Genomic DNA, 25013 nt, shown 5'->3' on the forward strand with positions numbered 1-25013 from the left:
GGTAAAAACAGAGAGAACCGAAGGAAAAATCACTGTTTGGTAAACGGACCCCAGTCGGGTTCGCGGATATCGCCGCCCTGCCCGGCCAGACGTGCCTTGATCTTGCCGTCCAGCGTCGTGGTCATGAGTGCATCCCGGCCCTGCTGCTTGGTGGCATACACCACCAGGCGGCTGTTGGGCGCGAAGCTGGGATTTTCGTCGGCCGTCGTGTCGGTCACGGCGGTGGCCGTGCCCGATTTCAGGTCCATGACGTGCAGTTTGTAGCCTCCCCCGGTGCGCGAGATGTAGGCCAACCACTGCCCGTCCGCGCTGACCGCAGGGGAAATGTTGTAGGAGCCCTGGAAGGTCACGCGTTCGGCGCCGCCGCCGCTGGCGCCGACCCGGTAGATCTGCGGCGAGCCGCCGCGGTCGCTGACGAAATAAATGCTGCGCCCGTCGCTGGAGAACACCGGCTCGGTGTCGATACCGCTGCTTTGCATCAGCCGGCGCGGCTCGCCGCCGTTGGCGTTGATGGTGTAGAGCTGCGAGCCGCCGTCGCGACTCAGCGTCACCGCCAGCGTGTTGCCATCCGGCGACCAAGCGGGTGCGCTGTTGGAGCCACGGAAGTTCGCGATCAGCCGGCGCCGGCCCGTGGAAACGTCATGCACATAGACCACCGGCTTGCGCGACTCGAACGACACATAGGCCAGCTGCGTGCCGGTGGGCGACCAGGCTGGCGAGATGATGGGCTCGGGGCTGGACAGCGCCGACTGCGCGTTCTCGCCATCCGAGTCCGCCACCCACAGGCTGTAGCGCGAGCCCACCTTGGTCACGTAGGCGATGCGCGTGGAGAACACGCCACGCTCACCAGTGAGCTTTTCGTAGATGAAATCGGAGATGCGGTGCGCCACCAGCCGCAGGTCAGCCTGCGTGACGACGAAACTCTGGCCGCCCAGGTCCTGGCCCTTGACCACGTCCCACAGACGGAACCGCACGTCATAGCGGCCATCGGCCAGGCGCGTGATGCTGCCCGACGTCAGCGCGTCGGCCTTGCGCTGGCGCCACAGCGCCAGGTCGGGGCGCGAACCCTCGTCCAGCGCCACGCCCGAGGCATCGACACCGACGAAGCGGCCGCTGCGCTCCAGGTCGGCTTGGACGATGGCCGAGATCTTCTGCGGCGCCTGCGCCTCGCCGCGGAACGGCGCCAGCGCGATGGGCAGCTGCGTCAGGCCGACGCCGGTGATCTCCACGCGGAACTGCGCCAGCGTCGGCAGGCTGCAACCAGCGGCCAGTGCCAGCGCTGCACCGCGCCGCGACAGGGTCGCGAAGGAAGCGGGCTGGGAGGGAACGTCGGTGCCAGAAGACGGGGAGGCGGAAGCGGAGGAAGAAATACGGTCGATACGCATGGGCGTCTGTGGATCCATCGAATGCAGCAATACGGTCAGGGGCGGGACAACAGAGCCGGGGATGTTACACATTGCGCAGCAGTGGGCGTGACAAACTGTGCCAGGCCGCGTCCGTAGAATCCGCCCTCCATGCAAGACAAGAATCATAGCGCCGCGCAGGCCCCCGCCGCGCCGCCGCTTTCGCTGCTGGCGCGCCTGAAACGCCTGCACGTGTATTTCGGCCATCAACGCCTGGCCTGGACCCTGGCGGTGCTGGCCACGCTGGTGGGGGCCGCCACCGAACCCCTGATTCCTGCCCTGCTCAAGCCGCTGCTCGACCAGGGCTTCACCGACGGCTCGCTGCAGCTGTGGATGGTGCCGGTGGCCATCATCGGCGTGTTTCTGGTGCGCGGCGTGGCACAGTTCTCCGGCCAGTACGCACTGGCGCGCATCGCCAACGAGGGCATGCTGCGCCTGCGCACGGCGCTGTTCGAGCGGCTGATGGTGGCGCGCATGGAGCTGTTCGCGCGTCAGTCCGCCAGCACGCTGTCCAACACCGTGGTGTACGAGGTGCAGACCGGCTTCACCGCGTTGGTGCAGGCGCTGATGGGCCTGTCGCGCGACGGCTTCACGCTGATCGCGCTGCTGGGGTACCTGATCTACCTGAACTGGCAGCTGACGCTGATCGTCGCCGTCATGGTGCCGGGCGTGGCCTGGATCATGAAGACCCTGTCGCGCCGCCTGTACCGCATCACCAAGACCAGCCAGCAGGCCACGGACGACCTGGCCTACGTGGTGGAGGAAAACGTGCTGGCGCACCGCATGGTGCGGCTGCACGGCGCGCACGCCCAACAGGCCGAGCGCTTCGGCGTGCTCAGCCGCCAGCTGCGCCGCCTGGCGATCAAGTCGACCATTGCTTCGGCCGCGATGACGCCCACCACGCAGCTGCTGGCGGCCGGCGCGCTGTCGGCGGTGATCGTGATCGCGCTGTGGCAAAGCCACGGCAGCGCCGGCGCGGCGGCCAGTGATGTGACGGTGGGCGGCTTCGCCTCGTTCATCGCCGCCATGCTGATGCTGATCGCGCCCATCCGCCGCCTGGCCGACGTGGCCAACCCGATCACGCGCGGTGTCGCGGCGCTGGAGCGTGGCCTGCTGCTGCTGGGCCAGGCGCAGCCCGAGAGCAGCGGCGCGCACGCCGCGCCGCGCGCCGTGGGCGCCATCGAACTGCAGGATGTGTCGGTGGCGTTCGGCGCCGAAGGCGAGACGCGCGCGCTGCACGGCCTGTCGCTGGCCATCCGCCCCGGTGAGGTGGTGGCGCTGGTCGGCCCCTCGGGCGCTGGCAAGACCACGCTGGTGAACCTGCTACCGCGCTTTCTCGACCCCAGCGCAGGCCGGGTGCTGCTGGACGGCGTGGCACTGCCCGACTGGGATCTGCTGTCGCTGCGCGCCCAGTTCGCCCTGGTCAGCCAGGACGTGGTGATGTTCAACGCCAGCATCGCCGCCAACGTGGCGCTGGGCGGCACCATCGACGAGGAGCGTGTCCGGGCCTGCCTGGTGGCCGCCAACCTGGCCGAGCACATCGCCGCGCTGCCGCAAGGCATGCATACCGTGGTCGGGCACAACGCCACGCAGCTGTCGGGCGGCCAGCGCCAGCGCCTGGCGATCGCGCGCGCGCTGTACAAGGACGCACCCATCCTGATCCTGGACGAGGCCACGTCGGCGCTGGACACCGAGTCCGAGCGCCTGGTGCAGGACGCGCTGCAGCGCCTGATGCAGGGCCGCACCACCCTGGTCATCGCGCACCGGCTGTCGACCATCGAGCATGCCGACCGGGTGGTGGTGATGGAGCGCGGGCGCATCGCCGAGCAGGGCACGCACGCCGAGCTGATGGCGCTGGGCGGGCTGTATGCGCGCCTGCAGACGCGGCCCAGCGGCGCCTGATGCTACTCAAACAATAGCTGAACGCCCTTGTTCCATAAGGGCTGGAGGCACTTTTGGCTTGAAATGGGCAGCTGGTGGTGCGCTGTCTGCTACCACTGCCGGCGCGCTGGCTGGCGCCGGCGCAGCGCCTGGGTGATCAGGTCCACCATGTCGTCGCGCCCGGCCTGGCGCGCGAATTCCAGCGCGCCCAGGCCGCGCTCGTTGCGCACCGCCGGATCGGCCCCTGCGCGCACCAGCTGCAGCGCGACGTCGGACTTGCCGTAGCGCACCGCCATCATCAAGGGCGTGGTGCCATTGGGCGACGTGGCGTCGATGTAGGCATGGTGCTCCAGCAGCAGCGCCGTCATGTCGGTGGCGCTGTCGGCGGTGCTGGAGGCGGCGTAGTGCAGCGGCGCCCAGCCCTCCTGGTTCACATCGGCGCCGCGCGTGATCAACGCGCGCGCGATGTCCATGCGCCCGCGCAACGCGGCCATCATCAGCGCGGTCTCGCCTTTGGCATTGCGCGCATTCACCTGCAGGCCGCGCGCCTGGGCCAGCGCCAGCGCTGCCTGGTAGGACTCCGAGTGCAGCGCCAGTACCAGAGCAGGGGCACCCTTGGCATCACGCGTGTTCGGGTCGAAACCGCGGCGCAGCAGTGCGTTGATCTGCGGCGCCTGGTCCAGCTCGATGGCGCGAAAGAAATCGTCGTGGGCGCTGGCATGGGCGCAGGAGGACGTGGCCACGGCCAGGGCGGCCAGGATCAGGGTGCGGCGCTGCGTCATGCGGCTTGCTCCTGCTGCAGGAACAGCCGTTCGAAGTTGCGACTGGTTGCAAATGCGATGTCTTCCACCGGCATCTGGCGCACCTGCGCCAGCTGCCGCGCCACATGCGGCACATAGGCTGGGCTGTTGACCTTGCCGCGGTACGGCACCGGCGCCAGGTAAGGACTGTCAGTCTCGATCAGCAACCGGTCCAGCGGCACGAAGGCGGCCACATCGCGCAGATCCTGGGCGTTCTTGAACGTCACGATGCCGGAAAACGAGATGTAGTAGCCCAGGTCGAGCGCGGCGCGCGCCACCTCGGCGGTTTCCGTGAAGCAGTGGAACACGCCGCCGGCGCGGTTGCCCGCGCCGTCCTCGCCCTCCTCGCGCAGGATGGCCAGGGTGTCGGCCGAGGCGCTGCGGGTGTGGATGACCAGCGGCCGCTGCACCTCGCGCGCTGCGCGGATGTGGGTGCGAAAGCGCTCGCGCTGCCACTCCAGGTCGGCAACGCTGCGCCCGCCCTTGCGGTCTTCCATGCCGTAGTAGTCCAGCCCGGTTTCGCCGATGGCCACCACGCGCGGCAGGCGGGCGCGCTGCACCAGGTCCTGCACGCCGGGCTCGGCCAGGTTTTCCGTGTCCGGGTGCACGCCCACGGTGGCCCAGAAGTTGTCGTGCTGCGTGGCCAGCGCGTGCACGTCGTCGAACTCCTCCATGGTGGTGCAGATGCACAGCGCGCGGTCCACGCCGGCCTCGGCCATGGCCTGGCGGATGGCGGGCAGCTGGCCGCGCAGCTCGGGAAAGTTCAGGTGGCAGTGCGAATCGACGAACATGAAGCAACGAAGGGGAAGCGCCACGCCCGGACAGCGCGGGGCGGCAGGGGAAGAAAGGCGCCGATCAGATGGTCTGCGTGGGCCGGTCCGACGCCAGGCTGCTGCCCAGGATCTCCTCGATCCTGTGGCGCAGCTGGCGCGACTTGTCGTCGTTGGGGAACTGGATGCCCACGCCCTGCGTGCGGTTGCCGGCGGCGCGTGCCGGCGTCACCCAGGCCACGCGGCCGGCTACCGGGTAGCGCTGCGGATCATCGGGCAGGCTCAGCAGCACGTACACATCGTCGCCCAGGCGGTACTCGCGCGGGGTGGGCACGAAGATGCCGCCGCATTCGAAAAACGGAATGTAGGCGGCGTACAGCGCCGCCTTTTCCTTGATGTTCAGCTGCATCACGCTGGGACGCGGAGCCGATGAAGTGCTGCCCATGCCGGCCTTTCTGGTGGAGTGGCGCCGCCGCGCCGGGTCAGGAGCGCGAGTTTATGGCGTGCTGCGCCTGCGCCGCCAGCGCCTCCAGCATCAACCCGGCGTTGAACGGGTGATCGGCGGTGCGCGCGTGCTGCACCAGTGCGCGCGACCAGCGCGTGAGCGCGGCAAGGCTGGCAGCCGGCGGCAAGTCGGTCGGCGCGAAGAAACGCGGCGGCGCGCCGACATGCCGCGCCAGCAGATCGTGGCAGAGCTTTTGCAGCACCTGAACGGCCTGCGGCGGTGCCAGCTCGGCCAGCGCGCCGGTGTCGCCGCGCGCCAGCGCCTTCGGAATCAGCGCCCAGGCGGCGGCGTCGCGGCCGGAGCGCGACAGCGCCAGCGCCTCGTGCGGGCGCCCGCCGGCGGCGCGCAGCCAGGCGCCGGCGGCATCCGCCGCCACGCCCTGCTGCTGCAGCCACTGCAGCATGGCGGGCTCGCCAGGCCAGGCCATGGTGTGCGCTAGGCAGCGGCTGCGGATGGTGGGCAGCAGCGCGTGCGCGGCCTCGGTGGCCAGCACGAAGCGCACATCGCCAGGCGGCTCCTCCAGGGTCTTGAGCAGCGCGTTGGCGGTGACATGGTTCATCTGCTCGGCCGGGTACACCAGCACCGCCTTGCCGCGCCCGCGGCTGCTGGTGCGCTGGGCGAACTCGACCGCGTCGCGCATGGCCTCGACGCGGATCTCGCGGCTGGGCTTGCGCTTCTTGTCGTCGATGTCGGCCTGGGCCTTTTCCGGCAGCGGCCACCCCAGGGCGAGCGCCGTGGTCTCGGGCATCAGCACGCACAGGTCGGCATGGGTGCGCACATCGATGCCGTGGCAACTGGCGCACTGCCCGCAAGCGCCCTGCGGCGTGGGCGCATCGCACAGCCAGGCGCGCACCAGTTCCAGCGCCAGGGTATCCTGGCCCAGACCGGCCGGTCCGTGCAGCAGCCAGGCATGACCGCGCTGGGCCAGCAATTGGTCGCGCTGGTGGGCGATCCAGGGGGCGACGGCCGCGCGCGCACCGCTCATGCCGCCGAGTCCCGCGCTGCGGGCAGCCAGCCGCGCGCCGCCACCTCGGCCAGCACCTGCGCCGCCACCTGCGCTGGCGGATGGGCGGCGTCGATGCGCGCGAAGCGCGCCGGCGCCTGCCGCGCGCGGTCGGCGTAGCCGGCGGCGACGCGGGTGAAAAACGCCAGCGGCTCGGCCTCGAACCGGTCCGGCGCGCGCGCCGCCGCCAAGCGCTCGGCGGCGATGTGCGGCGCCACGTCGAACCACAGCGTCATGTCCGGGTTGCGCATGAAATCGGCCTCCGGCCCTTGAATATACTGGACCAGTTGCTCCAGTTGTGATAGCACGCCCAGATCGAATCCGCGCCCCGCGCCCTGGTAGGCGAAGGTGGCATCGGTGAAGCGGTCGCACAGCACCACCGCGCCGCGCGCCAGCGCCGGCTCGATGACGGTGCGCAGATGGTCGCGCCGGGCGGCGAAGACCAGCAGCACCTCGGTCAGCGCATCCATGGCGTCGTGCAGCAGCAGCTGGCGCAGTTTTTCGGCCAACGGCGTGCCGCCGGGCTCGCGCGTCAGCGTCACCAGCCGGCCGGCGGCCCGAAAGGCCTGCGCCAGCGTGTCGATGTGCGACGACTTGCCCGCGCCGTCGATGCCCTCGAAGGTGATGAACAGGCCGGCGCTCATGGCTTGCCGCCGCGCTGGTAGCGGTTCACGGCCCGGTTGTGCTCGTCCAGCGACTCGCTGAAGTGGCTGCTGCCGTCGCCGCGCGCGACGAAGTACAGCGCGCGCGTGTCTGCCGGCTGCACCGCGGCCAGCAGCGAGGCCTTGCCCGGCATGGCGATCGGCGTGGGCGGCAGGCCGGCCCGGGTGTAGGTGTTGTAGGGCGTGTCGGTGGTCAGGTCGCGCCGGCGCAGGTTGCCGTCGAACGATTCGCCCAGGCCATAGATCACCGTTGGATCGGTCTGCAGCAGCATGCCCACGCGCAGGCGGTTGCTGAACACGCCGGCGACCTGGGCGCGGTCCTCGGCGCGGCCGGTTTCCTTCTCGACGATGCTGGCCAGGATCAGCGCCTCGTCGGCGCTCTTCAAAGGCGTGTTCGGCGCGCGCTGCGCCCACGCAGCCTCCAGCCGGCGGTCCATGGCGTGCAGCGCGCGGCGCAGCACGGCCAAGTCGCTGCTGCCCTTGGCGTAGGTGTAGGTGTCCGGGAAGAAGCGCCCTTCCGGGGCCAGCTGCGGGCGCTGCAGCCGTTCCATGATGGCCTGGTCGGACAACTCGGCGGTGTCGGGGCGCAGCTGCTCGGCGCGCGCCAGCGCCTGGCGCACCTGGCGGAAGTTCCAGCCCTCAACCAGCGTCACGGCGCGCAGCGCCTCGTCGCCGCGCACCAGCTTGGCCAGCAGCGTGCGCGGCGTGGTGCCCGCGGGGATCTCGTAGTTGCCGGCGCGGATCTCGCGGTCCTGGCGCGACAGGCGGAACCACCAGTACAGCAGCTCGGGGCGTACCTCCAGCCCGGCCGCGACCGCCGCGCGCGCCACGCCGCGCGGCGTGGTGCCGGGCTCGATGGCCAGCTCCAGAGGCTGGCCGGCCGGCGCGGCGCCGGCGCGCTGCGGCAGCGGCGCATTCAGCCACCAGGCCGCGCCGGCGCCTGCGGCGATCGCCAGCAGCAACAGGAAAACGAAAAGACGGCGCACAGGGGAAAAGGCAGCAGCGCTGCGGCGACAAACAGCCGGCCATGATAATGGACGCCATGCCTGAAACCCGGAGCCCTTCCCCCGCCACGACCGCCCACGCCGGCACCCTGCCGGACGGTGTCGCCCCCCTGCCCCACCTGGGCGTGATCCGCGTCGCCGGCGTCGATGCGGCGGCCTTTCTGCATGGCCAGCTGACGCAGGACTTCGCCCTGCTGGACGACCGGCACGCCCGCCTGGCGGCGCTGCTCACGCCCAAGGGGCGCATGCTGGCCAGCTTCATCGGCTTCAAGCGCGGCGCCGACGAGGTGCTGCTGGTGTGCCCGCGCGACCTGCTGGCGCGCACGCTCAAGCGCCTGTCGATGTTCGTGCTGCGCGCCAAGGCCAGGCTGACCGATGCCAGCGAGGAGTTCCAGCTGCAGGGCCTGACGGGCAGCGCCGCCAGCACGCTGCTGCCACCGGACGCCGCGCCCTGGACGCTGGCGCAATCGGGCGCTGCCAGCGTGGTCGCGCTCTACCCCGCCGACGGACAGCCGCGCGCGCTGTGGCTGGCTCCCGCCGGCACGCCCGCGCCGCAGGGCGCCCCGCTGAGCACGGATCTGTGGCTGTGGAGCGAGGTGCGCAGCGGCGTGGCCACCGTCACCGCGCCGGTGGCCGAGGCCTTCGTGCCGCAGATGCTGAACTACGAATCCGTGGGCGGCGTGAACTTCAAGAAGGGCTGCTACCCCGGCCAGGAGGTGGTGGCGCGCAGCCAGTTCCGTGGCGCGATCAAGCGGCGCACGTATGGGGTGCACGCGCCCCAGGCGCTGGAGCCCGGCACCGAAGTCTTCGCCACGCACGACGCCGAGCAGCCGGTGGGCCTGGTGGTACAGGCCGCTCCTCATCCTGCAGGCGGCTTCGATGCGCTGGTCGCCATACAGATCGCGGCGGCGGGCGAGGCGCTGCAGGCGGGCGGCGTGCCGCTGGCAGTGCAGCCACTGCCGTATGCGCTGCTGGAAGACATTTGACCGCTGGGCCGGCATGGCTGCCAGGGTGGTCTTTAAGGCAAAAACGCCTTCCGGCCCAGGTACCACATAGGCCTCAAGCTATCAAATCAGGAGTTGTCCAGCATCCTCCGCATGCCGATGTGCGCAATGCCAGCCTCCTCGAAAGCCGCCCCTTCCGGCACGAAACCGGCGCGCAGGTAGAAATCCTCGGCGCTGCGTTGCGCGTGCAGCGCCACTGCCATGTCGCCGCGCGCCTGTGCCGCCTGCATCAGCGCATCCAGGACCGCCCGGCCCCAGCGCTGGCCGCGCACGCTGCGCTGCACCGCCATGCGGCCGATGCGTGACACGCCGTCCTGGGCGGGCAGCAGCCGACCGGTGGCCACCGGCATGCCCAGACGGTTGTAGGCGACGGCGTGCACGCAGTGCCCATCCTCGCCGTCCAGCTCGATGGCCGGGTCGATCTGCTGCTCCTGCACGAAGACCTCCATGCGCAGCGCGGTGGCGTCGCGGCCCAAGGTCGCCCAGTTGCCGGTGCGCAGCTCGACCATCTCGCCGCCGGCCTCGAAGTGCTCGAGCATGGCGCGCAGCGCGGGCGGCACCGGGCGCTTGGTCTGGGTGGCCGGGTCGGCGAAGACATAGACCAGCTGCACGGTCACCAGCAGCCGGTCGCCAGCGAAAATGCCGCAGGCGAAGGTGAGCGAGGTGGTGCCGATGGCGGCGCAGCGCAGGCCCACATCCAATACGTCGTCCAGCCGCGCCGAGGCATGGAACTCGACCTCGGCCTTTTTCAGATAGATCTCGCCGCCCAGCGCCTGCATGCCGGCCTCGTAGGGCAGCGCCAGGGCGCGCCAGTAGTCGGTCAGGGCGCAGTCGGCGTAGGTCAGGTAGTGGGCGTTGAAGACGATTTTCTGCACGTCCACCTCGGCCCAGCGCACGCGCAGGCGGGTGTGGCAGCGGAAATCCTGGGGTCGCATCGCAAGCCTTCCTGAAAAGAAAAATCGGACTTCAGTCCAGCCCGAAGGCGCCGCGCAGCGCACGCGCCGCGTCGCGCTGGAACTGCCGCGCCTCGGGCACGGCGCGGCCCATCTTGATGAACTCGTGCGTCACGCCGCGGTAGATGTCCAGGTCTACCGGCACGCCGGCCAGGCGCAGCCGGTCGGCGTAGGCGATGCCCTCGTCCACCAGCGGGTCGCACTCGGCCAGCGCCACCCAGGCGGGCGCCACGCCGTCCAGGTCGGGCGCCAGCAGGGGCGCGAAGCGCCAGTCCTCGCGCGCCGCGCCGGGGGCGATGTAGTGGTCAAAGAACCAGTCGATGGCGGCGCTGCCGATGACCATGTCGGCCGGGCCGAAGCGCCGGTGCGAATCCGTGTCCTGGTGCGCGCCGGTGCCGGGGTAGATCAGCAGCTGCAGGCGCAGCGCCAGGCCGGCATCGCGCGCGGCGATGGCGCAGGCCGCGGCCAGCGTGCCGCCGGCGCTGTCGCCGCTCACGGCCAGGCGCGTGGCGTCGGCGCCCAGCGTGCCGGCATGCGCCGCCAGCCACTGCAGCGCGTCCCAGCTGTCCTCGAATGCGGTCGGAAAGCGGTGCTCGGGCGCCAGCCGGTAGCCCAGTGACAGCACCCGGCAGCCGGCCTGGTGCGCCAGCGCACGGCACAGTAGGTCATGCGTGGCGATGCTGCCGATGGTGAAGCCGCCGCCGTGCAGGAACAGCAGCAGCGGCTGGCCGTCCTGGGCGCCCGGCACGTACAGCCGTGCCGGCAGCGCGGCGCCGTCGCGCGCGGGGATGTGCAGATCCTGCACCTGCGCCAGCGGCGCGGGCGGCAGCTCCAGCACGCCGGCGCCGGCCTCGTAGGCGGCGCGCGCCTGCGCCACGGGCAAGGCGTGCAGCGGCGGGCGGCCCAGCCGGCGCATGCCCTGGATCACGCCGCGCATCTGCGGCGTCAGGCAGCCCAGGTCATCGGCGGGAGTGGAAGTGTGATGGGGCGGCAAATGCAACGGCCTTGGTTTACTCGAACGACACCCTCACCGGCTGCGCGCCGGGCAGGCCGAGGTAGGTGGCCGTGACCTGCAGCCCGGCCCTGGGCGGCAGCAGTGGCGAGAACGAGCCCAGGCTGACCAGGTCGCCCGGCTGCAGGGTGATGCCGTCCTTTTGCAGCGCCTGGGCGATCCAGACCACGGCGTTCAAAGGGTGCTCCAGGATGTCGCTGCCCCGCCCTTCGGCCAGCAACTGGCCCTGGCCGTTGGTCAGCTGCACCTGCATGCGCTGCAGCGCGTCCAGCAGCCGGTAGCGCTCGCCGCGCGTGACGGGCACGGCGATCGGCTCGCCCGCCACGCCCAGCCGCGCGCCGACGTTGATCGCCGCCACGCCGGCGCCGTTCAGCCTGGACGGGGTCTGCACGATCAGATCGGGCAGCTCGATGAAGGGGATGACCTGGTCGATGTGGCGCAGCACCTCGGCCGGCGTGCGCGCGTGGTGGATGCCGGAATCCTTGACGCGCACCAGCATGTCGGCCTCGTACAGCGGGCGGGCGCCGAAGGCGACCGGCGTGCTGAAGCCGCTGGGCTGGATCATGCCCTCGTACAGCACGCCCCAGACCGGCTGGTCGGTGTTGAAGCGCTTTTGCACCGCCGGGTTGGTGAGGCCCGCCTTGTAGCCCACCACCCGGCCCAGGCGCGTGGCCAGCAGCGCGTTCAGGCGCTGGCGCGTGCAGGCGCCGTCAGCATCCGACAGCGGCGCGGCGAAGTCGGCGGCCGGCTGGCGCGCGGCGTAGCGCGCGGCCAGCTCGGCCACCTGGGCGTCGTCCAGGCACTGGGCGTGCACGGCGCCGGCCAGGCCCAGGGCCAGCGCGATCGGGGCGAGGAAGGACTTGGGCAGCATGCGGGTCTCCTTGGCGGGTGGTGGTAGCGCTGCATCGTAGCGGCAACCAGCGGTCCGGCCCAGCCTGCGGCGCACCGACGCCCGCTGCGCCAAGTTATCAATAAAATCGGCCTCAAGCCCTTTGTTTACAACGGCTATCAGCTATTGAATCGATAGTAAGTGGCGTGCTGTCAGACCACTACCGGCTCCGGCTCCAGCCGGATGCCGAAGCGCTCGTACACGCTGGTCTGGATGGCGCGCGCCAGCGTCATGACCTCACCGCCGGTGACGCTGTCCTCGGGCGTGCCGCGGTTGACCAGCACCAGCGCCTGGCGGTCGTACACGCCGGCCTTGCCCACGCGCTTGCCTTTCCAGCCACAGGCGTCGATCAGCCAGCCTGCGGCCAGCTTGACGCGCCCGTCGGGCAGCGGGTAGTGCACCACCTTCGGCTCGCGCGCGATGATGTCTTGGCACTGCTCGGGCGAGACGGTGGGGTTCTTGAAGAAGCTGCCGGCGTTGCCGACCACGGCCGGGTCGGGCAGTTTGGCGCGGCGCACCTCGCATACCCAGTCGAAGATCTGCTGCGCGCTGGGCTGCAGGAGGCCCGACTCCTGGCGCTTGCGCTCCAGGTCCAGGTAGCCCAGTTCGGGTTTCCAGTCTTTGCGCAGCAGCAGCCGCACGTGCGTGATGACGGCGCGCCCGGCCAGGCCGAAGCCGCGCGTCTCGCCGTCGTGCGCCGGTGCGCGGTGCTTGAACACTGAGTCGCGGTAGCCGAAGGCGCACTGCGCCGCATCCAGCTCGAACGGCTCGCCGGTCTCCAAGTCCACCGCGACCAGCGAATGGAAGCGGTCCTGCAGCTCGACGCCGTAGGCGCCGATGTTCTGCACCGGCGCGGCGCCCACGGTGCCCGGGATCAGCGCCAGGTTCTCCAGCCCAGGGTAGCCCTGCGCCAGCGTCCAGGCCACGGCGCCGTGCCAGGATTCACCCGCGCCGGCCTCGACGATCCAGGCGCGCTCGGTCTCCTGCCACAGTCGCAGGCCCGGCACTTCCATCTTCAGCACCAGCGCGTGCACGTCGCCGGTCAGCACCACGTTGCTGCCGCCGCCCAGCACGAATTTCGGCATGCGCGCCAGCCTTGGGTCGGCCAGCACATCCTGTACGTCCCGCACTGAGCGCACCCGCACCAGCTCGTGCGCGCGCGCCGCGATGCCGAAGGTGTTGCAGCCCTGAAGGGAGACATTGTTCTCGACTAACATCCCCTGGATTGTCGCACCCGCCCTTTTGCCGGCGGGCTGCGCACCCCCCATTTCCCAAGGTGAGTCATGCCCTCTTTCGATACCGTCTGTGAAGCCAACTTCGTTGAAGTAAAGAACGCCGTGGAGAACGCTGCCAAGGAGATCGGCACGCGCTTCGACTTCAAGGGCACGTCCGCCGCCGTCGAGCTGAAAGACAAGGAGATCACCCTGTTCGGCGACGCCGAGTTCCAGCTGCAGCAGGTCGAGGACATCCTGCGCGCCAAGCTGACCAAGCGCGGCGTGGACGTGCGTTTCCTGGACGTGCAGAAGGCGCAAAAGATCGGGGGCGACAAGGTCAAGCAGGTCGTGAAGGTCAAGAACGGCATCGACAGCGAGCAGGCCAAGAAAATCCAGCGGCTGATCAAGGACAGCAAGATGAAGGTGCAGGCCGCCATCCAGGAGGACAAGGTGCGCGTGACCGGGGCGAAGCGCGACGACCTGCAGGCCGCCATGGCGCTGATCCGCAAGGACGTGGCCGACCTGCCGCTGACCTTCGACAACTTCCGCGACTGACCACCCTTACACGCCGGGCTGCCATGTCCGCCCTGCTCCGCCCCGCCCCGCCGGACACCGAGTACGAGGACCTGCTGGGCCAGTGGGCCGACCTGGAGGCTTTCGCCGGCATGCTGCTGGCGCGTCCGGCGCAGGTGCCCGGCTTCACGGCCAAGATGCAGCAGTGCGCGCTGTGGCTGGACGAGCTGATCGCGCACGACGTGGACGCGGCGCTGTACCTGATGTTCCAGCTGGCGGGGGCCTCGACGGTGGGCTACAGCGCGGCGCACGCGCTGGTCTGCGCGGCGCTGTGCCAAGTGCTGGCGCCGCAGCTGGCACTGGCGGCGGACGAGCGCGCCGCGCTGGTACACGCCGCCTTCACCATGAACATCGGCATGACGGCACTGCAGGACGCGCTGGCGCTGCAGGCGGGGCCCCTCTCGCCCGAGCAGCAGCAGGGCGTGGACGGCCATCCGCAGCGCGGCGTGCAGCTGCTGCAGCAGTGCGGTGTGGACGACCCGCTGTGGCTCGAGACAGTACAGCGCCATCACCAGGTGCCGCGGGTCGACACGCCCCTGGCCGCGCTGGCGCCGGCCCAGCGGCTGGCGCGCATTCTGGGCACCATCGACCGCTATGCGGCCATGATCAGCCCGCGCAAGACGCGCCAGGGCCGCAGCGCCACCGAGTCCATGCGCGCCGTGTTGGCGCGCGGCGAACAGCCCCAGGACGCCGTCGGGCTGGCGCTGTCGCGCAGCGTTGGCCTGTGCCCGCCGGGCACCTTCGTGCGGTTGGAAAATGGCGAAACCGCCGCCGTGCTGCGCCGCGGTCTGCAGGGACCGGCGCCGCTGGTGGCCAGCGTGGTGGATGCGCGCGGCCGGGCGCTGGTGCGCCCACGTCTGCACCCGACTGGAGCCGGCGCGCCGCGCATCGTCTCGGCGGTGCCGCGCTCGGCGCTGGCGCTGCAGTTGAACCACCGCGCCATGGTGCGGCTGGGCCTGTTCGCCGCGCACCGCACCATCAGCCTGCGCGGCTGATTCCAGGGCCGTGCTCAGGCCTTGGGGTTGGCGCCCTTTTTCGCGCCCAGGCGCGATTCGGTGCCGGCCAGCAGCCGGCGGATGTTGTCCTTGTGGCGCCAGGCCAGCAGGGCCGACATGACGGCGATCGCCAGCCCCACGCGCGCATCGGTGTACCAAGCCACGCCACTGCCCAGCACATAGAAAAACGGCGCGAACACCGCCGCCACCAGCGATGCCAGCGACGAGTAGCGGAAGAAGAAGGCGATGATGACCCAGGTGGCCAGCGTCGCCAGGCCCAGCCAGCCGCTGATGCCCAGCAGCACGCCGGCCGCCGTGGCCACGCCCTTGCCGCCCTGGAAGCGGAAGAACACCGGCCACAGGTGCCCGAGGAAGGCCGCCAGGCCCACGGCGGCCATGGTGCCCTCCTCCAACCCGTACGGCGCGCCGTACCAGCGCACCAGCACCACCGGCAGCCAGCCTTTCAGCGCATCGAACGCCAGCGTGACCACGGCCGCCGCCTTGGAGCCCGAGCGCAGCACGTTGGTCGCGCCGGGGTTCTTGCTGCCGTAGGTGCGCGGGTCGGACAGGCCCATGGCGCGACTGACGATGACGGCGAACGACAGCGAGCCGAGCAGATAAGCGGCAAGGGTGGCCAGGACAGGATAGGCAAGGGTCACGAAGACGCCCTTTCAAAGGCGATTCAGGTGAGGGAAACAGCGCGCAGCCTGTGCGACGCGGGTGGCGGCGCATTTTGCCATTCGCCCATGGCTCGTTCAGGCGGTGCGCAGGGCTGGATCGATGTCGGCGACCCGCGCCTCCGTGGCCTCTGCATCCGCAGGCGCCGGCGATCCGGCCACGACCCGGTTGCGCCCGTCGGCCTTGCCGCGGTACAGCGCGGCGTCGGCGATCTGCAGGGCGGCATCGAAGCCTGCGAGATGCTGGAACGGCTGCGACAGCCCGATGGTCACCGTGCAGCGCAGCGGCGCGCCGGCGCCGGCAATGGGCACCTCTTGCCGCTCGATCGCCAGGCGCAGCCGTTCGGCCAGCGCCAGCGCGCCCGCCTCGCCGTGCAGGCCGACGATGACGAACTCCTCCCCGCCCGTGCGGCTGACCAGATCGCCGCCGCGCACCGTGCTGCGCAGGGTGCGTGCCACCTGGCACAGCACCTCGTCGCCCACGCGGTGGCCGTGGGTGTCGTTGACGCGCTTGAAATGGTCGATGTCCAGCAACAGCACGCACGCCGGCGCGGCTGTGCGCTGGCCGAAGTGCTGCTCCAGCGCCGCCAACAGGCCGCGCCGGTTCAGCAGCTGCGTGAGCGGGTCGTGCGCCGCGGCGGCCCGCAGCGCATCGGTCAGGCGGTGCAGCACCAGCCAGACCATGGTCGGCGCCAGCACCGTCGCCAGGAACGACATGTAGAGGTAGAACACCGTCTGGAAGCGTTGCCCCGGCTCCAGCGCCGCCAGCCCCAGCTGCAGCAGGCGCTGGAACTTCGCCGCGTTCAGCACGCCCAGGCCGGCGATGAGCACGGCGAACAGCGCCATCTCCAGCCGCAGGTCGCGTGCCACGCCGCGCATGGCATACAGCACGCCGGCGACCATGGCCGCCATCAGCAGCGCCGAGAGCAGCGCCAGCATGGCGTGGCGCGCGGCCGGCCCCAGCAGGGCGTGCACCAGCAGCTGCGCCACGCTGTAGGCCAGCGCCAGTGCCAGCACCGGCCGCAGCAGCGGCGTAGGCCGGCCGAAGAACCGCAGCCCGCCCACGGCATAGACCACCGGCGTGCACAGCGTCAGGGTGTGGTTGAGCACGCTTGCGGCGCTCCAGCCGGGCAAGCCTTCCAGCAGCTGCAGCACGTAGGCCAGGCCGAGCATGGCGTTGCCCAGCGCGAACACGTCCATGCCCAGCCGGTTGCCCTCCAGGCGCCAGCTGATCAGCCAGAACATGACGCCGAAGCACAGCAGGTACAGGCACAGCAGGCCGACGATGAGGTTGGCCATCCTGGCTGCCTCCGGTGCCCGGTGCGGTCAGGCGCGCGTGCCGGTGTCGTCGCCCAGCGCGCACTGCACCGGCGTGGCGCCCAGCAGCGGGATGCAGGCCTGCGGGTCGAGCTGCACCAGGAAGCCGCGCCGCCCGCCGTTGATGGCGATGCGCGGCAGCTGCAGGATGGTCGCTTCGACGTACACCGGCATGGCCTTGCGCGTGCCGAACGGGGAGGTGCCGCCGACCTGGTAGCCGCTGTGCCGCTCTGCCACCTGCGGGGCGCACGGCTGCACGCTCTTGGCGCCGATCTGGCGCGCCAGGTTCTTGGTGGACACGGTGCAGTCGCCGTGCATCAGCACGATCAGCGGGCGCGCGTCCTGGTCCTGCATGACCAGGGTCTTGACCACGGCGTGCTCGTCCAGCCCCAGCTGGCGCGCGGACTCGGCCGAGCCGCCGTGCTCCACGTAGTCATACGGGTGCTCGGTGAACGCCACGCCATGGGCGCGCAGCCACTGGGTGGCGGGGGTCTCGGAGACGTGCGCGCTTTTATCCTTCTTGGCCATCGAACAACTTTAAAAACAATAGCTGCAAGCCCTTTTGGAATAACGGCTTGCGGCACTTTTCATATCAAACTCACTGCGCCGGGTCGCGCATCTGCCAGCGGATGGCGTCGATCTCGGCCAGCAGCTCGGGCGCCAGCTGCACGCTCCAGGCGTCCAGGTCGTCGTGCAGCTGCGCCAGCGAGGTCACGCCGAGGATGGTGCTGGCCACGCGCCAGCTGCGGTAGCAGAACGCCAGCGCCAGCTGCACGGGCGTCAGGCCGTGGTCGCGCGCCAGCTGGTTGTAGCGGCGCGCCGCGGCCAGCGCCTCGGGCCGGCCCCAGCGCTGTGCGCGCACGGATTCGTACCGGGCGATGCGCCCGTCCTGCGGCGCACCCGCTTCATGCGGCGCGTGCTGGTCGTACTTCCCGGTCAGCAATCCGAAGCCCAGCGGCGAATACGCCAGCAGCGACACGCCCAGGCGGTGACAACTCTCGTCCATGGCGTTGTCCCAGCTGCGGTTGACCAGGCAATACGGGTTCTGCACCGAGACCACGCGCGGCAGGCCGTGCTGCTGCGCCAGGCGCACGAACTCGAGCACGCCCCACGGTGTCTCGTTGGACAGGCCGATGTGGCGCACCTTGCCGGCGCGCACCAGGCTGTCCAGCGCCTGCAGCTGCGCGTGGATGGACGTCTGGCTGGTTTCCTTGGCCGGGTCGTAGTACAGCTGGCCGAACGCCGGCGCGTGCCGCTCGGGCCAGTGGATCTGGTAGAGGTCGATCACGTCGGTCTGCAGCCGGCGCAGGCTGGCCTCGCACGAGGCGACGATGTCCTGCGCCGTCATGCCGCTGCCGGCGCGGATCCACGGCATGTTGCGCGCGGGGCCGGCGACCTTGCTGGCCAGCACGATGCGCTGGCGCATGCCAGGGCGCGCGGCCAGCCAGCGGCCGATGATGGCCTCGGTGGCGCCGAAGGTCGCCTCGCGCGCCGGCACGGCGTACATCTCAGCGGTGTCGATGAAGTTCACGCCGCGCTCGACGGCGGCGTCCAGGATGGCGTGGGCGTCGGCTTCGGCGACCTGCTCGCCGAAGGTCATGGTGCCCAGGCAGATCGGGGTGACATGCAGGTCGCTGCCGCCCAGGGAAAGGGGGTGCATCATGGTAGGGGCCAGAAAAAACCGGGAAGCGCCGCAGTGTACGGCGCGGCACAGGACTCTTCAGCCCAGGCCCCAGATGCCGCGCAGCACCGACAGCGCCGCGACGATGGGCGGGTCGTGCTCGGCCGCGCGCGGGTGGATGAAGGCCAGCCGCGCGCCCACCCGCGCGTGCGGCCAGATCACCACCTCGCCGCGCTCGCTGGCCGGCAGAGCCGCGTCCTCGCGCAGCAGCGCCAGACCCACGCCGCTGCGCACCAGCGACAGCGGCGCCGCCGCCTCGTCGCACTCGACCACCTGGCGCGGCACCAGGCCCTGGCGCGCGAAGGCCTCGCGCAGCAGCGTCTGCGTGTGGTGCTGCGCCGGCGCGCCGATCCAGGGCAGCGCTGCCAGTTCGCGCCAGCCGGCGCGCAATATCGCCTCGCGCAGCGCCGGCGGCCCGGCGACACGAAAGTGCAGCGTCTGCAGCGCGAGGCCCGCCACCTCGCGCGGGATGTGCGGGCCGATGTAGAACGCACCTTGCATCAGACCGGCGGCGACCTGGTCGCGCAGCTCCTCGGCCAGCCCGCCGCGCGTGCGAATTTCCAGCAGCGGCAGCGCCTCCACCAAAGCGCCCAGGAACGAGCCCAGGCGCAGCGAATCCGGCTCGGCCACGGTGCCCAGCAGCAGCGCGCCCGTCACCTCGCCCTGCAGGTCGCGCGCCCGGCCCGACAGGTGGCCGGCCGCGGTCAGGACCTGCTCGGCATCGGGCAGCAGCACCTCGCCGGCGCGCGTGAGCTGGATGCGCCCGGGCCTGCGGTCGAACAGCGCCACGCCCAGCTCTTCTTCCAGCGCCTTGATCTGCGCGGTGATGGCCGGCTGGGTGACGTGCAGCGCCTCGGCCGTGCGCGTCAGGTTGCCGAGCTTGGCGGCGGTGACGAAGGCGCGCAGCTGGTAGATCTCCATCCGGGAAGTGTCGCCGCGCGGCTCAGAACGTGTGAATGCATCCGGCGTGGCCGAGCAGGCCGCGAAAACGCAGCCGATCCAGGCGCAAAGCGCAGCCATGGCGCGGGCCATGGCGAGCATTGGCGACAACGAGCGGGTGTGTTGTGGCGGGATGAGCGGGCATGGCGGGTTCTTTCACACGTTCTCAGGCGTCCAGGTAGCGCAGCTGGCCGGGCTCTATCCCTAACCGCACGCGCGCGCCGGGCTCGAACATGGCGATGCCGGCGTAGTGCGGCTGGTCGGCCACCAGCGCCACCTCGCCCACGCGCACGCGGTAGCGCGAAAACTCGCCCAGGAACTCGGCGCTCTCCACGCTGCCGTCCAGCCACACGCGCGAGGCGTCGCCCTGCTCGTCGCGCACGCCGATGCTGACCTGGTGCGGACGAAAGGCGATGGCGCCCGGCCCCGGTGCGGGTGCGTCCGCCGGGCGCGGCAGTGTCAGCGTGCCCAGGCCCTCGACCTGGAACGACAGCGTCTCGCCACCGACCGACGTGACCCGGCCCTCCAGCACGTTGGCGGTGCCGACGAAGCCGGCGACGAAGCGGTTCTGCGGGTAGTCGTACAGCCCTGCGGCCGAACCGACCTGCTGCAGCACTCCGCCGTCCAGCACCGCCATGCGGTCGGCGGTGGTCATGGCTTCTTCCTGGTCGTGCGTGACGAAGATGGTGGTCAGGCCCAGCTTGCGCTGCAGGTTCTTCAGCTCCTCGCGCATCTGCACGCGCAGCTGCTTGTCCAGGTTGGACAGGGGCTCGTCCAGCAGCAGCAGCTTGGGCTCGATGACCACGGTGCGCGCCAGGGCCACGCGCTGCTGCTGGCCACCCGACAGCTGCGCCGGGCGGCGCTGGGCGTACTGCGACAGGCCCACCAGCTCCAGCGCCTCGCCGACCTTGCGGCGGATGGCGTCGCGGCTCTCGCGCCGCTCCACCAGGCCGAAGGCCACGTTGTCCCACACCGTCATGTGCGGCCACAGCGCGTAGTTCTGGAACACCATGCCGATGTTGCGCGCGTGCGGCGGCACGGTGCTGATGTCCTGGCTGTCCACCAGCAGCTCCCCGGCCTGGTGCCGGTTGAAGCCGGCGATCAGGCGCAGCAGGGTGGATTTGCCCGACCCCGAAGGCCCGAGCAGCGCGAAGAACTCGCCCGGCTCGATCTTCAGGTTCACATCCCGCAGCACCGGCGTGGCGCCGTAGCTGAGGCTGATGTGGCGGCATTCGAGGGCGACTTTGTTCAGGTGCATGGCGGGTTCATCCTTGCGCTTGGGGTGCGGTGGCGCGCTGGCGCTCCACGAAACGGTGCGAGAAGTACGTGCCCAGGCCGACGACCACGACGGCCAGCACGCCCAGGGCGGCGCCGGGGCCGCGCCCGGAGATGCTCTGCATGTACAGGTAGATGCCGTAGCTCATCGGCGCCTGGCTTTCGGAAGACGCCAGCAGCAGCGTGGCCGACAGCTCGACGGCCGCGGTGATGAAACTGGTGACGAAGCCCGCCAGGATGCCGCCGGCCATCAGCGGCACCATCACGCGCCGGATGGTGGACAGGCGCGAGGCGCCCAGGCTCTGCGCGGCCTCCTCCAGCGAGATGTGCACTTGCTGCAGCGCCGCCATGCACGAGCGCAGCGCGTATGGCAGCCGGCGCACGGCATAGGCCAGCATGATCAGCACCCAGGTGGTGACCACCGGCGTGTCGGTGAACGGCAAGGTCACGCCCTTGAACAGGCGCAGGTAGCCGATCGCCAGCACCAGACCGGGAATGGCCAGCGCCGCGGAGGCCAGGTAGTCCAGCCACTGGCGCGCCGGCAGTCGGGTGCGCAGGATCAGGTAGGCGATGGCGGTGCCGATCACCACGTCCAGCCCCGCCGACAGCACGCAGTACAGCAGCGTGTTGCCGATCATGCCGCCCGCGTCCTCGAACACGGTGGCGTAGTGCTCCAGCGTGTAGGCGTCGGGCAGTACGGAAAAGCTCCAGACCTTGGAGAACGACATCAACAGGATGCCCAGATGCGGCGCCAGCGTGATGGCCAGCACGAACAGGATCCAGCCATAGGCAAGCACCGACTCCCAGGCGCCCAGGCGGCGCTTTTGCAGTGCGGCGCCGCCCTTTTGCAGGGTGGCGTAGTCCTTGCCCTTCATCACGCGGGCGGCCAGCCACAGCGCCAGGATGGAAAAACCGATCATGATCACGCTGATAACGTAGCCCAGCGGGTCGTCGATGCCCACCGAGGTGATGCGCAGGTAGGCCTGCGGTGCCAGCATGTTGGTCACGCCCATGACCAGCGGCGTGCCCAGGTCGTCGAACACCTTGACGAATACCAGGGCCGCGCCGGCCAGGTAGCCCGGCATGGCCAGCGGGAAGATCACCCGCCGAAACAGCCGCCAGCCGCGCGCGCCCAGGTTCAGGGCAGATTCCTCCATCGCGCCGTCGATGTTGCGCATGGCCGCCACCAGGTTCAGCAGGATGAACGGAAAGTAGTGGATGCTCTCGACGAAGGTCACGCCCACCAGCCCGTCCATGATCGGGACGGTGAAGCCGAGCCACTCGTCCAGCAGCAGGTTGACCGAGCCGCTGCGCCCGAAGATCAGCTGCAAAGCCACCGCGCCGACGAACGGCGGCATGATCAGCGGCAGCACGCCCAGCGTCTGGATCAGCAGGGCGCCGCGAAACTCGAAGCGCACCGTCAGGTAGGCCAGCGGCACCGCGATCAGGCTGGCGAAGAACACGCTGGCCAGCGACACCGAGAGGCTGTTCAGGAACGACTCGCGGAACACCCCCTGGCCGAAGAAGTTGCCGAAGTGCCCCAGGGTGAAAGCGCCCGTCTCGTTGATGAAGGCGGTGTAGATGACCATGCCGACCGGCACGACCAGGAAGCACAGCAGGAAAGCCAGGATGAGCCCGAAGGCCAGCCAGGGCCCCAGGCCGGTCGCGCTGCGCCAGGCAGCGCGCGCAGGCGCCGCCGGCAGCCCGGCCGCGCCGGATTGCGTGGTAATGCTGGACATGAGGAAAAACCTCCGAGAAGGGCCCGCCAGCGCGCGCATGGCGCGGCGGCGGCGGGCAGGAACCGGGTCAGTCAGCGCCGCCTGGCATCACTTGGCCAGCGCGCGTGCCTCGCCGGCCAGCTTGGTGGCGCGCTCGTAGTTGGCGCGTGCCTTGTCGGCCCACAGCTGCTCCAGGCCGGTGAGCTGCTTGGAGACCGCCACGTCGCGGCGGTTCTTGCGGAACAGCTCCAGGAACTCCTCGTCCCGGACGTTCGCCTCGCCCACCAGCGGCGTGTAGGCCAGGCTGCGCGCCTGGGCCAGCAGCTCGGCGCCCTTGGCGTTGGGCTTGGCCTTGAGCGCGCGGTCGGCTTCGTGGATGGCCTTGGTTGCGGCCTGCAGCTCCTTCAGGCGGAAGGTGACCATCTGGTCGAACAGGCTGATGACCACCTGGTAGCGCGCCTCGGACAGCTTGGCGTCGAACTGCACCTTGGCGCGCGCGGCCACCTCCTGTGGCACCGGATAGCCGGCCGGGGCCTTCAGCTGGCTGTAGGGCAGGATGGGCAGGCGGCTGATCTTCGGATCGAACAGCAGCTGCTGGCCCTGCGCCGACATGGTGAAGGCCATGAACTTCTTGGCCTCGTCGGCGTTCTTGGCGCCGGCGATCAGAGCGATGTTGGCCGGCACCACGGCGGTCATGGTCGGGTAGACGAAGTCGACGGGATAGCCCGAGTACTTGCCCGCCAGGCCGAAGAAGTCGATCACGATGCCCACGCCGTACTGGCCGTTGTTCACGCCGTCGGGCACGGCGAAGCTGCGGTCGGTGACGGCGGCGGCATTGCCCATCATGGCCAGGATCTGCGACCAGCCCTTGTCCCAGCCCTCGCCCTGCAGGATGGTCTCCACGGTGAGCTGCGTGGTACCCGAGCGCGATGGTGACGAGATCGCCACATGGCCGAAGTATTCGGGTTTGGTCAGGTCGCTCCACTCCTTCGGCGCGGGCAGCTTGTGCGCCTTCAGGTAGCGGGTGTTCCACATCATCCCGTAACCGGCCAGCGCCTGGCCGTAGTACAGGCCGTCGGGGTCGTTCAGCGGATAGTTGCCGATCTTCTTGGGCGCGGCCGGGTTCAGCGTCTCGGGCGCGGGCTGCAGCAGCTTGTTGCGCGAGAGGACCTCGAAGGCATCGGGCGCGCTGGCCCACATCACGTCGGGGCGCTGCCCTTCCGGCAGCTCGCGCACATAGGCCACGGCAGCGGTGGTGTTCTTGTTCAGGATCTCGACCTTGACACCCGGGTTGGCCGCCTCGAAGGCCTTCTGGTAGGCCGAGGTCAGCTCCTTCGGAAACGAGGTCAGCACGGTGACCGTGCCGGCCTGGGCGGCGATGTGCCCCAGCAGGGCAGCGGCGCCGAGGGCGGCCGCGAGAAGGCTGCGTCGCATAGGGTGTCTCCTGTATCGCTTGTTGTGGTGCGGGCCACTGTAGGGCGTGGTGCCACGGGCGGCCAATCATGGTTTCTGATGGGGGCCATCAGCCCCGCGGTCCGTCGGGTTAACCCTGGCGGTCCTGCACGTTCCGGGTTGGCAGCTGCTGCAGGCCTTGGTTAAGGTCGGACCTTCGCCACAGTGCCCACCTCTGTTCACGCCGCCATGTACCAGCCTCACCGCGCACCGCGCGTCGAATCCGTTCCCATCCGCACCCTGCGCTACCAGACGCGCGTGTGGCCCGCCGAGCGTCCGGACGGCAAGGCGCCGCCGCTGGTGCTGCTGCATGGCTGGATGGACGTGGGCGCGTCGTGGCAGTTCGTGGTCGATGCGTTCGATGCGCCGTTCGCCGCGGCGCGCACCATCATCGCGCCGGACTGGCGCGGCTTCGGCGGAACGCGGCCGCCCACGCGCTGCGACCATTACGTCTTCGCCGACTATCTGGCCGACCTGGATCAGCTGCTGGATCACTACGCCGGCGACCGGCCGGTGGACCTGGTGGGCCACAGCATGGGTGGCAACGTAGCGATGGCCTATGCCGGCGCGCGGCCTGCGCGCATACGCCGCCTGGTGAACCTGGAGGGCTTCGGCCTGCCGGCCACGCAGCCGGCGCAGGCGCCCGCGCGCTACGCGCAGTGGATGGAGCAGCTGCGCCAGTACGAGCGCGGCGAGATGGACCTGAAAACATACGCCAGTGCCGACGACGTGGCTGCTCGCCTGCGCAAGACCAACCCGCGCATTTCCGCCGACAAGGCTGCCTGGCTGGCGCGCCAGTGGGCCGCGCAGCAGCCGGACGGCCGCTGGGCCATCCAGGGCGACGCAGCGCACAAGATCGTCAATCCGCAGCTGTACCGCGTGGACGAGGCACTGGCGCTGCATGCCGCCATCACCGCGCCGTTACTGTCGGTGCACGCCGCGGGCGACAGCGCCAGCGGCTGGTGGCAGGGCCGCTACAGCCTGGCCGAATACCACGAGCGTCTGCGGCATGTGCCCGATGCACGCAGCGCCGAAGTGCAGGACGCCGGCCACATGCTGCACCACGACCAGCCGCAGGCGGTAGCACGACTGATCGAGGACTTCGTTTTGGCATGAAAAGCGGCCCTAGCCCTTATATTTCCTGGGCCTGCAGCTATGCTTTTTGATATGACACCTGCAAGACCCGGGCAGCCCCGTCAGTACCTGCCTGCGCATCCGGCCGCGCCGGCACGCCATGAGAAAATCCCCGGTTGTTTCTCATTCCCTTCATAAACAGGACACGCACC

The 25013-nt window shown here is 70.2% G+C and carries 24 protein-coding genes; 5 read left to right on the plus strand and 19 right to left on the minus strand.

The window, feature by feature from the left end; genetic code table 11:
• Window positions 1–29 precede the first annotated feature (29 nt).
• A complete protein-coding gene (gene tolB / locus BLQ61_RS09395; protein WP_245703953.1) occupies window positions 30–1385 on the minus strand; it encodes a Tol-Pal system beta propeller repeat protein TolB in 1356 nt (451 codons plus the stop codon).
• A 129-nt stretch (window positions 1386–1514) separates the two neighbouring features.
• On the opposite strand from tolB, the gene msbA reads away from it, so the two are divergent.
• Window positions 1515–3305: a lipid A export permease/ATP-binding protein MsbA gene (msbA, locus tag BLQ61_RS09400; RefSeq protein WP_091569189.1), complete on the plus strand. Its 1791-nt coding sequence runs from the start codon at window positions 1515–1517 to the stop codon at window positions 3303–3305.
• Window positions 3306–3394: 89 nt separating this feature from the next.
• Here the strand turns inward: msbA and BLQ61_RS09405 are convergent, their stop codons facing one another.
• The 6 genes from BLQ61_RS09405 to mltG form a co-directional block, all read right to left on the minus strand.
• Window positions 3395–4066 (minus strand): ankyrin repeat domain-containing protein, encoded by a 672-nt coding sequence (locus BLQ61_RS09405; RefSeq protein ID WP_091569191.1) that lies wholly within the window; start codon window positions 4064–4066, stop codon window positions 3395–3397.
• Entirely contained in the window at window positions 4063–4875 is an 813-nt protein-coding gene (locus BLQ61_RS09410) for a TatD family hydrolase (RefSeq protein WP_091569192.1), read from the minus strand. Before BLQ61_RS09410 ends, BLQ61_RS09405 begins: the two co-directional genes overlap by 4 nt.
• Window positions 4876–4939: 64 nt before the next feature.
• The gene (locus BLQ61_RS09415; RefSeq protein ID WP_091569195.1) at window positions 4940–5299 is read right to left on the minus strand and encodes a PilZ domain-containing protein; all 360 of its coding nucleotides are present in this window, start codon (window positions 5297–5299) and stop codon (window positions 4940–4942) included.
• Between the two features lie 37 nt (window positions 5300–5336).
• A complete protein-coding gene (locus BLQ61_RS09420; protein WP_091569198.1) occupies window positions 5337–6344 on the minus strand; it encodes a DNA polymerase III subunit delta' in 1008 nt (335 codons plus the stop codon).
• Complete coding sequence (gene tmk, locus BLQ61_RS09425; RefSeq protein WP_091569200.1) at window positions 6341–7006, minus strand: dTMP kinase; 666 nt, start codon at window positions 7004–7006, stop codon at window positions 6341–6343. The genes BLQ61_RS09420 and tmk overlap by 4 nt, the downstream gene beginning before the upstream one ends.
• The gene (gene mltG / locus BLQ61_RS09430) at window positions 7003–8010 is read right to left on the minus strand and encodes an endolytic transglycosylase MltG (protein ID WP_091569203.1); all 1008 of its coding nucleotides are present in this window, start codon (window positions 8008–8010) and stop codon (window positions 7003–7005) included. The genes tmk and mltG overlap by 4 nt, the downstream gene beginning before the upstream one ends.
• A 56-nt stretch (window positions 8011–8066) precedes the next feature.
• On the opposite strand from mltG, the gene ygfZ reads away from it, so the two are divergent.
• Window positions 8067–9014, plus strand: a complete 948-nt coding sequence (gene ygfZ / locus BLQ61_RS09435; protein ID WP_091569834.1) for a CAF17-like 4Fe-4S cluster assembly/insertion protein YgfZ — start codon at window positions 8067–8069, stop codon at window positions 9012–9014.
• A gap of 86 nt (window positions 9015–9100) precedes the next feature.
• Here ygfZ and BLQ61_RS09440 read toward each other — a convergent pair whose 3' ends face one another.
• From BLQ61_RS09440 to murB, 4 genes are all read right to left on the minus strand, one after another.
• Complete coding sequence (locus BLQ61_RS09440; RefSeq protein ID WP_091569206.1) at window positions 9101–9967, minus strand: YbgC/FadM family acyl-CoA thioesterase; 867 nt, start codon at window positions 9965–9967, stop codon at window positions 9101–9103.
• Between the two features lie 31 nt (window positions 9968–9998).
• A complete protein-coding gene (locus BLQ61_RS09445) occupies window positions 9999–10922 on the minus strand; it encodes an alpha/beta hydrolase (RefSeq protein WP_091569209.1) in 924 nt (307 codons plus the stop codon).
• Between the two features lie 73 nt (window positions 10923–10995).
• Window positions 10996–11868, minus strand: a complete 873-nt coding sequence (locus BLQ61_RS09450) for a 2-keto-4-pentenoate hydratase (RefSeq protein WP_091569212.1) — start codon at window positions 11866–11868, stop codon at window positions 10996–10998.
• A 170-nt stretch (window positions 11869–12038) separates the two neighbouring features.
• Complete coding sequence (gene murB / locus BLQ61_RS09455) at window positions 12039–13103, minus strand: UDP-N-acetylmuramate dehydrogenase (RefSeq protein ID WP_091569215.1); 1065 nt, start codon at window positions 13101–13103, stop codon at window positions 12039–12041.
• Between the two features lie 66 nt (window positions 13104–13169).
• On the opposite strand from murB, the gene BLQ61_RS09460 reads away from it, so the two are divergent.
• Complete coding sequence (locus BLQ61_RS09460) at window positions 13170–13655, plus strand: YajQ family cyclic di-GMP-binding protein (RefSeq protein WP_091569218.1); 486 nt, start codon at window positions 13170–13172, stop codon at window positions 13653–13655.
• Window positions 13656–13678: 23 nt separating this feature from the next.
• On the plus strand, window positions 13679–14668 hold the full coding sequence (locus tag BLQ61_RS09465; RefSeq protein ID WP_091569221.1) for an HD-GYP domain-containing protein: 990 nt from the start codon (window positions 13679–13681) through the stop codon (window positions 14666–14668).
• Between the two features lie 14 nt (window positions 14669–14682).
• On the opposite strand, the gene plsY is transcribed toward BLQ61_RS09465, so the two are convergent.
• From plsY to BLQ61_RS09505, 8 genes are all read right to left on the minus strand, one after another.
• Window positions 14683–15327, minus strand: coding sequence for a glycerol-3-phosphate 1-O-acyltransferase PlsY (gene plsY / locus BLQ61_RS09470; RefSeq protein ID WP_091569223.1), 645 nt, complete (start codon window positions 15325–15327; stop codon window positions 14683–14685).
• Window positions 15328–15423: 96 nt separating this feature from the next.
• Window positions 15424–16644 (minus strand): GGDEF domain-containing protein, encoded by a 1221-nt coding sequence (locus BLQ61_RS09475; protein WP_091569226.1) that lies wholly within the window; start codon window positions 16642–16644, stop codon window positions 15424–15426.
• 27 nt (window positions 16645–16671) lie between these two features.
• Complete coding sequence (ybaK, locus tag BLQ61_RS09480) at window positions 16672–17190, minus strand: Cys-tRNA(Pro) deacylase (protein ID WP_091569228.1); 519 nt, start codon at window positions 17188–17190, stop codon at window positions 16672–16674.
• 70 nt (window positions 17191–17260) lie between these two features.
• On the minus strand, window positions 17261–18322 hold the full coding sequence (locus BLQ61_RS09485) for an aldo/keto reductase (protein WP_091569837.1): 1062 nt from the start codon (window positions 18320–18322) through the stop codon (window positions 17261–17263).
• Window positions 18323–18382: 60 nt separating this feature from the next.
• Complete coding sequence (locus BLQ61_RS09490; protein ID WP_091569231.1) at window positions 18383–19264, minus strand: LysR family transcriptional regulator; 882 nt, start codon at window positions 19262–19264, stop codon at window positions 18383–18385.
• A gap of 184 nt (window positions 19265–19448) precedes the next feature.
• A complete protein-coding gene (locus tag BLQ61_RS09495; protein ID WP_175488270.1) occupies window positions 19449–20534 on the minus strand; it encodes an ABC transporter ATP-binding protein in 1086 nt (361 codons plus the stop codon).
• 13 nt (window positions 20535–20547) lie between these two features.
• The gene (locus tag BLQ61_RS09500; protein WP_245703954.1) at window positions 20548–22296 is read right to left on the minus strand and encodes an ABC transporter permease; all 1749 of its coding nucleotides are present in this window, start codon (window positions 22294–22296) and stop codon (window positions 20548–20550) included.
• An 87-nt stretch (window positions 22297–22383) separates the two neighbouring features.
• Window positions 22384–23709 carry an ABC transporter substrate-binding protein gene (locus BLQ61_RS09505; RefSeq protein ID WP_091569236.1) on the minus strand — a complete coding sequence of 442 codons (1326 nt, stop codon included), beginning with the start codon at window positions 23707–23709 and terminating at the stop codon, window positions 22384–22386.
• 207 nt (window positions 23710–23916) lie between these two features.
• On the opposite strand from BLQ61_RS09505, the gene BLQ61_RS09510 reads away from it, so the two are divergent.
• Window positions 23917–24843: an alpha/beta fold hydrolase gene (locus BLQ61_RS09510; protein WP_091569239.1), complete on the plus strand. Its 927-nt coding sequence runs from the start codon at window positions 23917–23919 to the stop codon at window positions 24841–24843.
• Window positions 24844–25013 lie beyond the last annotated feature (170 nt).

The sequence above is a fragment of the Oryzisolibacter propanilivorax genome, assembly GCF_900103645.1.
GTDB lineage: Bacteria > Pseudomonadota > Gammaproteobacteria > Burkholderiales > Burkholderiaceae_C > Melaminivora > Melaminivora propanilivorax.

What these genes read in the sequence shown, in the direction of transcription:
- tolB (WP_245703953.1), bottom strand. Translation starts at nt 1,385, where the DNA reads ATGCGTATCGACCGTATTTCTTCCTCCGCTTCCGCCTCCCCGTCTTCT.
- msbA (WP_091569189.1), top strand. Translation starts at nt 1,515, where the DNA reads ATGCAAGACAAGAATCATAGCGCCGCGCAGGCCCCCGCCGCGCCGCCG.
- BLQ61_RS09405 (WP_091569191.1), bottom strand. Translation starts at nt 4,066, where the DNA reads ATGACGCAGCGCCGCACCCTGATCCTGGCCGCCCTGGCCGTGGCCACG.
- BLQ61_RS09410 (WP_091569192.1), bottom strand. Translation starts at nt 4,875, where the DNA reads ATGTTCGTCGATTCGCACTGCCACCTGAACTTTCCCGAGCTGCGCGGC.
- BLQ61_RS09415 (WP_091569195.1), bottom strand. Translation starts at nt 5,299, where the DNA reads ATGGGCAGCACTTCATCGGCTCCGCGTCCCAGCGTGATGCAGCTGAAC.
- BLQ61_RS09420 (WP_091569198.1), bottom strand. Translation starts at nt 6,344, where the DNA reads ATGAGCGGTGCGCGCGCGGCCGTCGCCCCCTGGATCGCCCACCAGCGC.
- tmk (WP_091569200.1), bottom strand. Translation starts at nt 7,006, where the DNA reads ATGAGCGCCGGCCTGTTCATCACCTTCGAGGGCATCGACGGCGCGGGC.
- ygfZ (WP_091569834.1), top strand. Translation starts at nt 8,067, where the DNA reads ATGCCTGAAACCCGGAGCCCTTCCCCCGCCACGACCGCCCACGCCGGC.
- BLQ61_RS09440 (WP_091569206.1), bottom strand. Translation starts at nt 9,967, where the DNA reads ATGCGACCCCAGGATTTCCGCTGCCACACCCGCCTGCGCGTGCGCTGG.
- BLQ61_RS09445 (WP_091569209.1), bottom strand. Translation starts at nt 10,922, where the DNA reads ATGCGCGGCGTGATCCAGGGCATGCGCCGGCTGGGCCGCCCGCCGCTG.
- BLQ61_RS09450 (WP_091569212.1), bottom strand. Translation starts at nt 11,868, where the DNA reads ATGCTGCCCAAGTCCTTCCTCGCCCCGATCGCGCTGGCCCTGGGCCTG.
- murB (WP_091569215.1), bottom strand. Translation starts at nt 13,103, where the DNA reads ATGTTAGTCGAGAACAATGTCTCCCTTCAGGGCTGCAACACCTTCGGC.
- BLQ61_RS09460 (WP_091569218.1), top strand. Translation starts at nt 13,170, where the DNA reads ATGCCCTCTTTCGATACCGTCTGTGAAGCCAACTTCGTTGAAGTAAAG.
- BLQ61_RS09465 (WP_091569221.1), top strand. Translation starts at nt 13,679, where the DNA reads ATGTCCGCCCTGCTCCGCCCCGCCCCGCCGGACACCGAGTACGAGGAC.
- BLQ61_RS09475 (WP_091569226.1), bottom strand. Translation starts at nt 16,644, where the DNA reads ATGGCCAACCTCATCGTCGGCCTGCTGTGCCTGTACCTGCTGTGCTTC.
- ybaK (WP_091569228.1), bottom strand. Translation starts at nt 17,190, where the DNA reads ATGGCCAAGAAGGATAAAAGCGCGCACGTCTCCGAGACCCCCGCCACC.
- BLQ61_RS09485 (WP_091569837.1), bottom strand. Translation starts at nt 18,322, where the DNA reads ATGCACCCCCTTTCCCTGGGCGGCAGCGACCTGCATGTCACCCCGATC.
- BLQ61_RS09490 (WP_091569231.1), bottom strand. Translation starts at nt 19,264, where the DNA reads ATGGAGATCTACCAGCTGCGCGCCTTCGTCACCGCCGCCAAGCTCGGC.
- BLQ61_RS09500 (WP_245703954.1), bottom strand. Translation starts at nt 22,296, where the DNA reads ATGTCCAGCATTACCACGCAATCCGGCGCGGCCGGGCTGCCGGCGGCG.
- BLQ61_RS09505 (WP_091569236.1), bottom strand. Translation starts at nt 23,709, where the DNA reads ATGCGACGCAGCCTTCTCGCGGCCGCCCTCGGCGCCGCTGCCCTGCTG.
- BLQ61_RS09510 (WP_091569239.1), top strand. Translation starts at nt 23,917, where the DNA reads ATGTACCAGCCTCACCGCGCACCGCGCGTCGAATCCGTTCCCATCCGC.